This is a genomic window from Paramagnetospirillum caucaseum (genome assembly GCF_000342045.1).
Taxonomy (GTDB): Bacteria; Pseudomonadota; Alphaproteobacteria; order Rhodospirillales; family Magnetospirillaceae; genus Phaeospirillum; species Phaeospirillum caucaseum.
The window spans coordinates 14,394-27,250 of sequence record NZ_AONQ01000062.1 but is presented as its reverse complement, the minus strand read 5'-3'; the positions used below and the strand labels follow the sequence as shown (position 1 = coordinate 27,250).

Annotated in this window: 6 protein-coding genes and 1 pseudogene; 3 read left to right on the top strand and 4 right to left on the bottom strand. The window is 66.5% G+C overall.

Annotated elements, in window-relative coordinates; all coding sequences use genetic code 11:
- Both H261_RS17875 and H261_RS17870 read right to left on the bottom strand, forming a co-directional pair.
- The coding region (locus H261_RS17875; protein ID WP_008620303.1) for an AAA family ATPase at positions 1–4,365 on the bottom strand (4,365 nt) is incomplete at its 3' end.
- Positions 4,366–4,722: 357 nt separating this feature from the next.
- Positions 4,723–7,155, bottom strand: a complete 2,433-nt coding sequence (locus H261_RS17870) for a nitrate- and nitrite sensing domain-containing protein (RefSeq protein WP_008620302.1) — start codon at positions 7,153–7,155, stop codon at positions 4,723–4,725.
- Positions 7,156–7,425: 270 nt separating this feature from the next.
- Between H261_RS17870 and H261_RS17865 the strand changes: the two genes are divergently transcribed.
- Both H261_RS17865 and H261_RS23535 read left to right on the top strand, forming a co-directional pair.
- Complete coding sequence (locus tag H261_RS17865) at positions 7,426–8,334, top strand: HD-GYP domain-containing protein (protein ID WP_008620300.1); 909 nt, start codon at positions 7,426–7,428, stop codon at positions 8,332–8,334.
- A 3-nt stretch (positions 8,335–8,337) separates the two neighbouring features.
- Entirely contained in the window at positions 8,338–11,562 is a 3,225-nt protein-coding gene (locus H261_RS23535; RefSeq protein ID WP_008620298.1) for a PAS domain S-box protein, read from the top strand.
- Here H261_RS23535 and H261_RS26780 read toward each other — a convergent pair.
- Both H261_RS26780 and H261_RS26775 read right to left on the bottom strand, forming a co-directional pair.
- Entirely contained in the window at positions 11,520–11,615 is a 96-nt protein-coding gene (locus H261_RS26780) for a hypothetical protein (RefSeq protein ID WP_407636097.1), read from the bottom strand. The two genes, H261_RS23535 and H261_RS26780, sit on opposite strands and share 43 nt — an antisense overlap.
- 289 nt (positions 11,616–11,904) lie before the next feature.
- Positions 11,905–12,243, bottom strand: a pseudogene (locus H261_RS26775) (response regulator transcription factor); the annotation flags it as partial.
- A 150-nt stretch (positions 12,244–12,393) separates the two neighbouring features.
- Here H261_RS26775 and H261_RS17855 point away from each other — a divergent pair.
- Complete coding sequence (locus tag H261_RS17855) at positions 12,394–12,798, top strand: thioesterase family protein (RefSeq protein ID WP_040476820.1); 405 nt, start codon at positions 12,394–12,396, stop codon at positions 12,796–12,798.
- Positions 12,799–12,857: the final 59 nt, after the last annotated feature.

Sequence of the window (12,857 nt, the reverse complement as noted above, 5' to 3'; positions counted from 1 at the left end):
GGCCGTCTTGACCGTGGCCAGCGACGCGGCCAGTTCACGGGTGCGGTCGCGGACCCGCTCTTCCATCTCGGTATAGAGCAGGGCGTTTTCCAGCGAGATGGAGGCCTGGGTGGCCAGCAGGTCGAGCACCATGACGCGGTTGCGGGTAAACACCCCCGCCGCCAGATGGTTCTCCAGATAGAGCACTCCCGACAGCGCCCCGTGGGTGACCACCGGCAGGCACATCGCCGATTTGACGCCGCTGCGGCCGGCATAGCTTTCCGTCATGAAAGTGTTGGGGCCGCCGGCATTGTCGATGACCACCCGCTCGCGGGTACGCACCACATATTGGAAGACGGTCAGCGGCAGATCATCCGAAGTGGGAGATGCGGCACAGGTTGACACCGCGATCAGATCGCCCTCGACCATCGCCTCGGCCGCGATGCGGAACATCTCTCCATGACGCAGGATCAGCAGGCCGCGATCGGCTCCGGCATGTTCGACCACGATACGCAGCAATGATTCGACCAGCTTATCCAGCACGATCTCGCCGGAGACCGCCTGCTGGGCCTTGATGACGGTCATCAGGTCCAGGTCGCCAACCTTGCCGGCCTGGGAGGCGGCGGCGGAATCCGCCAGCCGCGGGAAGAGCTGGTCCAGCTGCCGTACCTTGGCCTGGGCTCCCCATCGGGAATAGCAGTAGCGGGCATTGCGCATGTAGTTCTCGGCGATGCTGGGCAATCCCTGCTGTATGCAGAATTGACCGGCACGCTCGTTGGCGATGGCCTCGCAGTGCAATTGCCCGAAATCGCGGGCGGCGAGGATGGCGTCCTCGTAAAGCCGCATGGCGCCGTTGCCGCCGCCATCGATGGCGGCGATTTCGGCCTCCACCAGCATGGACCTCGCCAGGAAGGTTTCCGGGCAATGCTCGGCCCATAGCCGGAGCTTGCGCCGGTGCTCGGCCAGCCAGGGGGCCATTTCGGCCCGGCGCGGCTCATCGGCGCCGGGGTGGAGCGCGGTGATGGCCAGGGCGCCGAAGAAATGGTGCGAGGACTCGATCACCGAGGAGGAGATCTTGGGGGCCAGCACCGCGGTCTCGCGGGCGAGGCGCAAGGCCTCGCCGTAATCTCCCATCAGATAGGGAGTGACCTGCCGGACCACGTGATGGAAGGCGATGCCATAGCCGTGGGCGGTACCCTCCAGCCCCCGATACGAGGCCTCGGCGCCGTCCGCTCCGGCCACGCCGGGCGTGACCTCGAGTTCGACGCCCTGGAGACCGGCGATGAACAGTTCCTGCAGCCGCAACATCAGGACCGCGAAGGGAATGCGGGCATTGCGGGCGAACGGCATGTACTTGCGCATATGGGCCAGCACCACGTCGAGCGGCTCGCCCTTCTCGAACAGCATCCAGCCGGAAGCATAGGCCACATAGGCGGCGTAGATCAGGTTGCCGGTGTCCAGGCAGGTCCGAAAGGTTTCCTCCAGGACCGGCATGATGGTGGCGATGGGTTTCGTCCACGGCGTGACGAAATAGCCATGCCGGAACAGCAAGGTGCCGCGCAGCGGTGCGCTGTCGAACCGCTCGCCGAGCTTCAGCGCCAGCTGCGAGAAGTCCAGCCCGCTCCTGAACTCCTCGAAGCGCCCGACCAGGGAGACGGAATAGCCGGAGAACGCCGCGCTGGAATCCTCGGTCATCCCGTGGCGCAGCGACAGGTTGATGGCCGTCAGCCCCAGGAAGGGATACAGCATGGGCCGCACATGGTAGACGGCCGGAATGGCGTCGGCGATGACGCCGATCAGCGCCCGCACCGACGGAAGGCGGCACTCGGGCAGACCGACCAGGGCGGCGACGTCCCGCCCGCCGAGGAGGTCGGCCAGCTCCCGCCGGGCCTCGTCCACCGCTTGGGCGGTTTCGGCTTCCGTCTCGGGGCAGACGAGGCCGAAACGCTCCAGGGCCGTGATGGCCACCGCCACGGCGTCGCCGAACCGGCCCGACACCATGAACATGCGGAAACGCAGGCGCCAGACCTTGGCGCTCTGGTCGTCGGTGGTCGCCTTGCCCAGCAGCATCTCGAACAGGTGGTCCGCCTCGGCATGGTTGCCGACCAGATACTCGCATTCCGACAGATCGAGGAACAGGGCGAAGGCTTCGTCGTGATTGCCCGCCCAGCAATCCTCGGCCAGCAGGCTTCGCGCCAGATCGAAATAGGTCCGGGCCGAGGCATGGGCCGCCGACAGTTTCGCCTTGCGGCCCGCCAGGCCGTTCAGCCGCGACAGATTGTCGCGCTCCGCCCGGTCGGACAGCAGATGGCGCCCCAGATTCAGGTGATGAACCACGTCGAACAGCCGGTCCTCGATCTCGGCCGGCGGCAACCGCTCGAGCATGCGCCGGCCGATCCGCAAGTGGGCCGCGACCATCTCGTCGATGGGAATAGAGAGATAGGCCGCTTCCTGGATGCGGTCATGGGCAAAGATCAGACGGTCGCCGGCGCTGATCAGGAAGCCGGCCTGGATGGCCTTCTGGATGCTGGCCAGCCCTTCATTGGCGGGGCGGTCGTAGACCATGGACAGCATGCCGAGGGTTGTTCCGTTGCCCAGGCAGGCGATACGGCGCAGCTCCGCCAGTTCCGCCTCGGGCAGGCGGCGCAGCTTGGCGGCCATCAGCATGACGACGTTGTCGCTGAACCCCAGGGCGGCGATGCGCTCCAGGTCCCAGGCCCACCGTCCGCCCGGCGGGTCGAACCACAGGAGCCGCTCGTCCGCCAGGGTCGCCAGGAACTGGATGGCGAAGAACGGATTGCCCCCGGTCTTCCGGTGGATCAGGCGGATCAACGGCGCCGCCATCTCCGGGCCGCAGCGCAGGGTGTCGGTGACCAGTTGGCTCAGGTCGCCTTCCCCCAGCGGCCTGAGAACGATGTCCTCCACCCGCCGTCCGGCCTTGCGGATCGTCTCCACCGACAGCATCACGGGATGGGAGGAATCCACCTCATTGTCGCGATAGCTGCCGATCAGCAGCAAATGACGCATTTCCGGATGCGTCATCAGATGCTCCAGCAGCTTCATGGAGCCGCTGTCCATCCACTGCAGGTCGTCAAGGAACAGCACCAGCGGCTGCTCCGGCCGCGCCAGGACCGAGACAAAGCGGCGGAACGCGGCCAGGAAGCGGACCTGCGCCTCGCCGGGCGGCAGTTCCGGAATGGGCGGCTGTTCACCCACCACCAGTTCGAGCTGGGGGATCAGCTCGATAATCAGGCCGCCGTTCTGGCCCAGGGCGTCCAGGAACGCCTCGCGCCAGCGGCGGATATCCGATTCCGGCGTCGAGAGGATCGGCTGGATCAGACCGTGGAAGGCCTGGGCGAAGGTGGCATAGGGGATGTTGCGCTTGTGCTGTTCGAACTTGCCGACTCCGAACATGCCGTCGCGCTCGACCATGGCCGGATGGATCTGATTGACCAGGGCCGACTTGCCGATTCCCGAATAGCCGGAGACCAGGACCAGCTCGGACGTCCCGCCCTCCGCCACGCGCTGGAAGGCGTCCAGCAGGGTCCGGGATTCCGCCTCGCGGCCGTAGAGGCGCTCGGGAATGGTCAGGATGCCGGAATGGTCGTGATCGCCCAACGGGAAATCCGGGATACCCCCCCGTTCCCGCCACTCCGCCGCGCAGCGCTCCAGGTCGGCGGCCAGGCCGCCCGCCGTCTGGTAGCGGCCCTCGGCCGTCTTGGCCACGAGCTTCATGATGATGGCGGAAACCTGGACGGGCACCTCCATCACCCGCTCATGCGGCGGGCTGGGCTGGCGGGCGATATGGCAGTGCACCCATTCCATGGAATCCTGGGCGGAAAACGGGTGCAGGCCGGTAAACAGCTCGTAGAGGACGATGCCCAGGGAATAGAGGTCCGAGCGCGAATCCACCGAGCGGTTCATACGCCCCGTCTGCTCCGGGGCCATGTAGGCGAAGGTCCCGGAGATGCTTTCGATGGCTCGGCTGTGGCGCTGTTCACGGCACAGCGGCGAGGTGAAGCCGAAGCCGGTGAAGGCGATTCGGCCGGCGGCCTCGTCGGCCAGGATGGTGTCCGGCTTGATGTCCTTGTGGATCAAGCCGGCGGCATGGACCTCTTCCAGGGCGCGGGCCAAAAGCGCCGCCAGGCGCAGCAGACGGGTCACGTCGGCCTGGCGCAGCGCCCCGGAGCGGGCGGCGATCAGCCTGGTCAAAGGCTCGCCCCCCGGATCGCTCATGATCAGCATCAGGCGGACGGACGTCTCGTCCAGGGCCAGGGGAACGGCCGCCCAGGCCGGCTGGAGTTCGGTCCTGAGCGCGAATTCGTGGCGCAGCCGCCCGACCGTCGCCCGCGTGGGGCGATCGAAGGAAGAGGTACGTGCCAGCACCGCCCCATCCTCGGAGGTCAGACCCCGCGACAACGTTGTTTCGTCATCCCGGCACAGAATGTCCGTAACGCTGAATTCCACTGAAACAGCCATTAACCCCCGACCCCTGCGCGCAAAACCTGCGACTCCGTTCCTCCGAGTCGAAGAAGATGATCCCAAGCGAGCTTATGTCGTATCGGCCCCGCATTCAATTACTGTAACCGGCGGCCTGCCCGCCGATATGAATGGCCCCGTGGACCGCTATTTCAACCACGGGGCTCCTTGCGGCGCGAACGGAACAAAGCGCCCGGCGAATCCTTGACCCGCCGGGCGCTTTCCCTGTGTCCCGATGGCCGGGAACCTTAGCCGCGTCTTCCGTTACGCCGCGCGGATTTCCGACAGGAAGCCTTCCACCTCGGCGCGGATCATTTCCGAGCGGTTGGAGACGTCGCCGGCCGCCTGCAGCACCTGGGTGGCCGCCGCTCCGGTCTGGGTGGCCCCTTGCGACACGTCGATGATGTTGTTGTTGACGTCCTCGCCCCCCCTGGCCGCCTGCTGCACATTGCGGCTGATTTCGGAAGTGGCGGCGCTCTGCTGCTCCACGGCGCTGGCGATGGCCGTCGAGATGCCGTTGATGTCGCGGATGGTGCCGCTGATGTGGCGGATGGCATCGACCGCGGCGTTGGTGGCGTCCTGGATGGCCTTGATCTGGCCGCCGATCTCGGTGGTGGCGGTGACGGTCTGCTGGGCCAGTTGCTTGACCTCGTGGGCGACCACGGTGAAGCCCTTGCCCGCCTCGCCGGCCCGCGCCGCCTCGATGGTGGCGTTCAAGGCCAGCAGGTTGGTCTGCGAGGCGATATTGTTGATCAGCTGCACCACCTGCCCGATGCGGTCGGCCGCCTCGGAGAGCCCCGCCACGATGACATCGGTCCGCTCCGCCTCGTGAACGGCATCGGCCGACATGCTGGCCGAATGCCCGACCTGGCGGGTGATCTCCCCCACCGAGGCCGCCAGTTCCTCGACGGCCGAGGCCACCGTCTGGATATTGGCGCTGGTCTGTTCCGAAGCGGCGGCGACGGTGGTCGAGCGGTCGGTGGTGTCGCCGGCCACCCGGGTCATTTCGTGGGCGGTGGCGACCAGTTCGGTGGAGGACGACGCCAGCACCCCGACGAATTGCGAGACCTTGGCGTCGAAGCTGCGGGTCAGCTCCTCGCGCCGGCGGATGCGGGTCTCGCCGAACGCCCGCTCGAGGGACTGCTCGGCCTGCATGGAATCGTTGGCCAGCAAGGCGGAGCGGAACACCATGATGGTGCGGGCCATTTCGCCGATCTCGTCGCGGCGGCCGGTCCCCTGCACCAGGATGTCCTTCTCGCCGTCGCCGATGCGGCGGATGGTGTCGGCCAGGGCCAGGAAGGGACCGACCACGCTGCGGACGATAATGGCGGTGAGCAGCATGGCCAAGATCAGCAGGATTCCCATGACCACCGAGATCACCGTCAGGGCACGCTTGGCCGATGCGCCGGTTTCGGTGGCGGTCGCCAGAAGGTCGGAGGCGGCTTCATTTTCCAGGGACTTCAGGACTTCCAGCCGCTTCGTCGCCGCCGAGAACCATTTCTCGGGGCTGACCGAACCCGACGGAAGGTCGAGTTTGGCCGCGTTGCGCAAGCCCTCGAATTCGGCCATGGCCTGGCCGCCCAGGGTTTCCTTGAAGCTGCGCTGGCGGGCGGGGTCCACGAAGGTCAGGTAGGTACTGAAATAGGCGTCCTCCTGGGCGGCGCGCTGGACGAAGCGCTTGTAGCGCCATTCCGGGAAGGTATCGGAGAAACCGGCGGCCCCCACCGCCCGTTCCTGCCCGGCCCGCTCCTTGCCGTGGGCCAGGCTGAGATAGGCGGTCAGCAGGTTGGTCACCCGTGCGCTGTCCAACCCCTGGGCGATGTCCCCCAGGCCGTCGAGCAGATTGGTGATGGCGGCGGAATAGCCGTCGATGATCTCCGCCGTTTTCAGGCTGTTGTCGCCGACGGCCCTGCGCAGCCGGTCGATATCGGCCAGCCCGGCCAGGGAGCCCCCCACGGCGGCGCCGGTGACCAGAACCCGCTGCCGGTCGGATTTCTCGCGCTGGCCGGACAGTTCGGTCCTGGCCGCGGCGTCGCCCCCCAGCATCAGGGCGGTCATCCCCCGCTCGCGCTGCAGTTCGTGAACCAGATCGCCCACCCTGGTGGCATGGCTGGCCAGGGTCTCGACCTTCTCCATCTCCTTGACCACCCCATACTTCTCGTGGATCAGCGAGACCGTGACGCAGATGGCCAGCGTGGTCGGGATCAGGGCGGCGGCCACGATGCGCGTCCGCACCTTGAACCTGGCGAGGAAGGCATCGGCGCGCTCGACCAGGCTCAGATTGCCGCGGCCCGTCGCCAGGCCGGCGGCCTGATAGGCGTCCTTCAACTGCAGGTCCTGGCCCACCACGTGGTCGAAGAACCAGCGGCCGAGAAATTCCACCGCCGATTCGACCACCGGGCCGGAAGTATCGAGGCGAACCCGCTCGGCCAGCCGGGCGATATGCTCCTTGACCTTGCGGTGCTCCTCGCTGTGCTCCGCCAGACCGGCAAAGCCGATCTTGCGCATGGCCGCTTCCTCACGGGCGCAATGTTGCTCGAAATACCGGCCCAGCTCGACCATGGTATCGGGAATCTCCGCCAGCTTTCCGGCGGCCAGCGCCTCCGCGAGGCCGTTGACCATCCCGGCCAGCTTGCGGTGATCGTCATCGACGAAATCGACTCCGGTTTCGTAGACCGGCTTCCATTGAATCAGCATCCCAGCCTCCCGTAGTGAACGGCCCGTGATCCGGCCGCTTGGCCGCCGGAGGAGCGAATGGATTCGCCAGACCCTTCCGACATTCCCGAACCATACGGAATGACTATTGGGATAGTGTTTGCCGCCAAGACCATGCCAAACGAAGTCCAAACAAAAGTATGGCCCTATAGGCAGGGAAAGAGGATCGCGGCCGGGCAGGAGGCAGTCATGGGCGTCGCAAGCAGGTCGGCCGTTGCACCAACCACACAATCGCCGCGCAAAAGCGTCCTGGTGGCAGGCCATCCCGGCGCCGCGGCCATTCTGCGGCACCACGACGTCCCGGTGGTCGAGGCGGCCAGCGTCCAGGACGCCATGCGGCATCTGTGGTCCGACCCCGCCATATCGGTGGTGGCTTCGGTGATGAACCTTCCCGGCGGCGGCGGCCAGAGACTGATCGACACGGCCCGCATCGCCCTTGGCCGCGATCTCAACATGATGATCGTCTCGCCCCTCAAATCCGGAAGCGACGTGGCGCTGCCCATCCTGGCCAGGCTGTCCAGGGAAGCGGCCCGGGGGGCGGATGCCGAAACCGCCAACGAGGTCGACAAGCTGTTCGAGTGCCTGGCGGTGGCCGCCGAGCACAAGGACAACGAAACCGGCCGCCACAACCGGCGGATCGGCCGCTATGCCGGAACCCTGGCCGCGGCCATGGGGTGGAGGCCGTCCCATTGCCGCACCATCGAACTGGCCGCGTCGCTGCACGATATCGGCAAGATCGGCATACCTGATACGATCCTGTTCAAGTCCAGCCCGCTGACCCCGGAGGAACGGATTCGCATGGAGCATCACACGGTGGCCGGCCACCAGATCCTGTCGGCGGCAAGTTCCCCGGTCCTCGACTGCGCCGCCAACATCGCCCTGCATCACCATGAGCGCTGGAGCGGCGGCGGCTATCCGTTCGGCCTGCGCGGCACCGCCATCCCCATCGAGGCCCGGATCGTCGCCCTATGCGATGTCTACGACGCCTTGCGCTCGGCGCGCCCCTACAAGGCGGGGTTCTCCCACCAGACGGCGGTGGCGGCCTTGCTGACCGGCGACGACCGGACATCCAGCGACCATTTCGACCCGGCGGCGCTGGAGGCCTTCCGGCACGTCCAGTCCGGCTTCGACGACATATTTTCCCTGATGGCGGAGAACTGAACCATGCCGCGTCCGCCGCCGCCCGGCTCCGGGCGTCATTGGTGGGAAGTCTATACCTTCATCCCGCTGGCCGTGCTGATCGCGGCCATCGCCGGCGCATTGGTGCTGTGGGCGCAGGACAAGGAACTGGCGGAAGCCAATGCGCAGCGGACGTTCTTCCATCAGGCCCAGCGCATCCGCGCCATCGTCGAAGGCCGGATCACCCGGACCGAGGATCTCCTGCGCGCCGCCGCCGCCGAATTCGGCTCGCCCCAGGCGATTTCCGGCCTGCGCTGGAGCCACTTCATCGAGGCCATCGATGTCCGCCGGAACTATCCCGGCCTTGTCGGCATAGGGTACGTCGCCTATGTCCGCCACGAGGGACTGCCGCTGTTCACCGCGCTCAGGCAAACCGAAACCAACGGATTCGGGGTGTTCCCCCTGGGCCGGCGCGACGATTACATGATCAACACCTATATCGAGCCGGCGGCGCCGCTGGCCAGGATCATCGGTTACGACGTCGGCAGCGACCTGACCCGGCGGCTGACCCTGGAACGGGCCCGCGACAAGGGACAACTGGCGGTCACCCCCAAGCTGGAACTGATCGGCCCCGGCAACATCCTGATGTACCTGCCCATCTACCGGCACGGCTTGCCGACCGCGACGGTGGAGGAGCGCCGCGCCGCCATACAGGGCTGGGCCGTGGCCTCGCTGGTGGTCGCCGACCTGATGGCCGGCATCGTCGGCCCCAACGAGGCCATCGATCTCGAGATCTATGACGGTGAGCCGTCGCTGGATTCCCTGTTTCTCGATGCGGACAACACCCCGGCGGCACGGCAGGGCGACTTCGCCAGGAGGAACGCCCAATGGTCGGGCATGGAGGTCGGGGGGCGGACCTGGACGCTGTTCATCGCCCCGACCATACCCTCGCTGCCGTCGAGCGGCCGCCCCGACCTGATCCTGGTGATCGGTTGCGTGATGGCCTTCCTGCTGTGGTGGGGAACCCACCTCACCATGACCCGGCACCTGCGGATGGAACGCCAGGCGGTCAGCCTGTCCCAGGAATTGAGCGAAAAGGAGGAACGGCTGCGGCTGGTGCTGGAATACAGCCATGATGCGTTCTGGGACTGGAACATGGTGGACGACACCGTCTTCTACGCCACCCATGTCAGCAGCATGTTGGGTTATGAGCCCGACGAAATCCCCTCGAATTCGGAAGGCCTGAGGATGCTGCTGCATCCCAACGACCGGGAGGATGTCCACCGGCGCTTCCTCTCCCTGCTCAAATCGGACCAAACCCGCATCGAGCACGAATACCGGCTGAGAGAAAAGAACGGCGAATTCCGCTGGCTCCATGAGATCGCCGCCGTGGTGGAGCGGGTGGACGGCCGGGTCACCCGCATGGTCGGCACCATCACCGACGCCACCCAGCGCCACCGCTCCGAGGATTTTCTCCGGCTGCTGTCGACGGTGGTGGAGCAGAGCCCCATGGCGGTGGTCATCACCGACGACGCGGCGACCATCGAATACGTCAATCCCCGCTTCGTCACCCTGACCGGATACACCGCCGACGAAATCCTGGGCCATAACCCGTCCCTCATCAAATCCGGCCTCACCCCGGCGGCAACCTACCAGGCGATGTGGAGCACCATAAAGTCGGGGCAGGAATGGCGCGGAGAAATCCTGAACCGCAAGAAGGGCGGCGAGCTTTACTGGGAGGACACCGTCATCACCCCGGTCCGCAACAGCGAAGGGGCGGTCTTCTACGTGGCGGTCAAGGAGGACGTCACCGAACGCAAGCGGATCGAGCAAGAGATGCAGGAACTGGCCAAGCTCCCCGAGCAGAGCCCCGACCCGATTCTCCGCCTCGGCCGCGACGGCGACATTCTCTATGCCAACCAGTCGGGACGCGTCCTGTTCGCCCAGAACTCGGACCTGTCGGTGGAATGGCGGATCACCATGCTGTCCTGCCTGTACAGCGGCACGTCCAAGGAACTGGAGCTCACCCTGGACGAGCGGAGCTTCAGCTTCCTGTTCGTTCCGGTGATGCTGTCCAACTACGTCAACGTCTATGGCCGCGACATCACCAAGCGCCGCAAGGCGGAGGAACGGCTGCGCCAGGGCCAGAAGATGGAGGCCATCGGCACCCTGGCCGGCGGCATCGCCCACGACTTCAACAACATACTGACCAGCATCCTGGGCTACAACAACCTGATCCTGGGCGATTCCGGCGATCCGGAAGCCCTGGCCGACGACGTCCGCCAGATTCACACCGCCGCCACCCGCGCCAAGGATCTGGTCCGCCAGATCCTCACCTTCAGCCGGGTCACCCAGACCGACAAGGAGCCGATGAACCTGCGCCGGATCATCGAGGAAACCTTGCCCCTGGTCCGGGCCACCACGCCGAAGACGGTCGATATCCAGGTCGATCTGGGAGACGGCGAACCGACCATCCTCTGCACGCCGGTCCAGATCCATCAGCTCCTGATCAACCTGTGCGGCAATGCCGTCGACGCCTTCGAGAGCCACAAGGGAAACATCGCCATCCGCCTGGAGCCGGGCGGTTCCGGCTGGCTGCGCCTGTCCGTCGCCGATGACGGCTGCGGCATTCCCGCGTCCATCCGCTCCCGTATTTTCGACCCGTTCTTCACCACCAAGCCGACGGGCAAGGGCACCGGACTGGGATTGGCGGTGGTGCACGGCATCGTCGAGGATCTCGGCGGCAGGATCACGGTGGAATCCGTCCCCGGCGGCGGCACCCGCTTCGTCATCGACCTGCCCGAAGCGGACGGCGCGCCCATGGCCGGCGATCAGGACGACGACGACGCCTTTGCCCCGGTATCCCGCACGGCCTCCATTCTCGTCGTCGATGACGAGGCTCCCATCGCCGGAATGCTGCAACGCTTCTTCCGGCGCCAGGGACATCGGGTGCACGCGGCGGCCTCGGGACAGGAGGCCCTGGAGCTGATCCGCGAGGGAAAGGCCTTCGACGTCATCGTTTCCGACCAGATGATGCCCGATGTCAGCGGAACCGATCTCGCCCATGCCGTCCGGAAGCACTGCCCCGGGACCAGGGTCATCCTGTGCAGCGGCCGCGACGATCTGGTCAGCCCGGAGATGTGCCGCTCGGCCGGCATCGCCGCCTTCCTGGTCAAGCCCCTCAACATGATCGAGCTCACCGACACGGTCAGCCGGGTTCTGGGGCCTCAGGAATCCGACATTCCGGAGGTGGGGGGCGTGAAGGCGTAGCCCACCCCCCGCACCGAGGTGATCACCCCGTCGCCAAAGCCGCATTCGCGCAATTTGCCGCGCAAGGCATGGATGTGGTAATCGACCGCCCGCCCCCCGATGTCTTCGCCGGCCTCCAGGCGGTCCAGGCAGCCATTCGCGCGTCGCCGCCCGGTTCGGACGCTCCACCAGGGCGACCAGCAGGCGCAATTCCGTCAGGGTCAGCCTGACCTGGCCTTTGCCGGACACCAGGGCCAGCATGTCGGACTCAATGTCCCATTCGCCGATCTTCAGCCGTTCGGGACTCTTGGGCGGCGCCGGGGCCATGCTTTCGAGGCGCCGCAGCAGGCTGCGGACCCGCGCCAGCAGTTCGTCGGTGTCGAACGGCTTGGTGATGTAGTCGTCGGCGCCGCTGTTCAAGCCGGCGATGCGGTCGCCGACCTCGATGCGGCCGGTGACGATGATGATGCCGGTCCCGGGATGGCTGGAACGGATCCAGCGCCCCAAATCGAGCCCGTCGCCGCCGGGCAGGCCCCGGTCGAGCAGAACCAGACGCGGTGGCCGCAGTTTGACGGCCGTGCGGGCCTCCGCCGCCGAACTGACGGCCGAAACCTCGTGGCCATCGCGGACCAGCAGCCGGCAGACCAGACTGCGGACCTGGGCATCGTCTTCGACAACAAGTATGGACAACTCCGTCCCCACCCCACGAAAGCAGCACGGCCAATATATCTACTTCGGAAGTACGCGTCATCCCCAAGCTGGAGACGGCGTCCGGCGCTGTCCCTCCGCAGGGTGACAGACAGCCGCGCCCCGCTCTGTCACAGCAGGACGGCAACTGTGGAGAAGAACGTCATGAAGGAAAGTTTGGTTGTCGGCCAGTCCGCGACACGCCGCTGGGTCATCGACGAGGGCCGCACCATCGGCATCCTGGGGCCGGAAAGCCGGGTCTACGCCACGCCTTATCTGGTCTACGACCTGGAGACCACCTGCCGCGAGTTCCTGCTGGAGCATCTCGCCCCCGGAGAGGACACGGTGGGGACCAGGGTGGAGATGGACCATGCCGCCCCGACCCCGCTCGGCATGTGGGTGGACATCACGGTCACCGTCGCCGCGGTCGAGGGGCGGGCCGTCACCCTGGCGTTCACCGCCGCCGACGCCCTGGACCGGGTGGCCAGCGGCCGCCACTCCCGGTTCGTCGTGGACGTGGAGAAGACCAGGGAACGCCTGATGGCCAAGGCCCGCAAGGCCGGGCTTTGAGGTGACGGCGTCCCGTGTCCCTTTCCAGGGGGACAGACATCGAATCGGCCCTTCCCCCA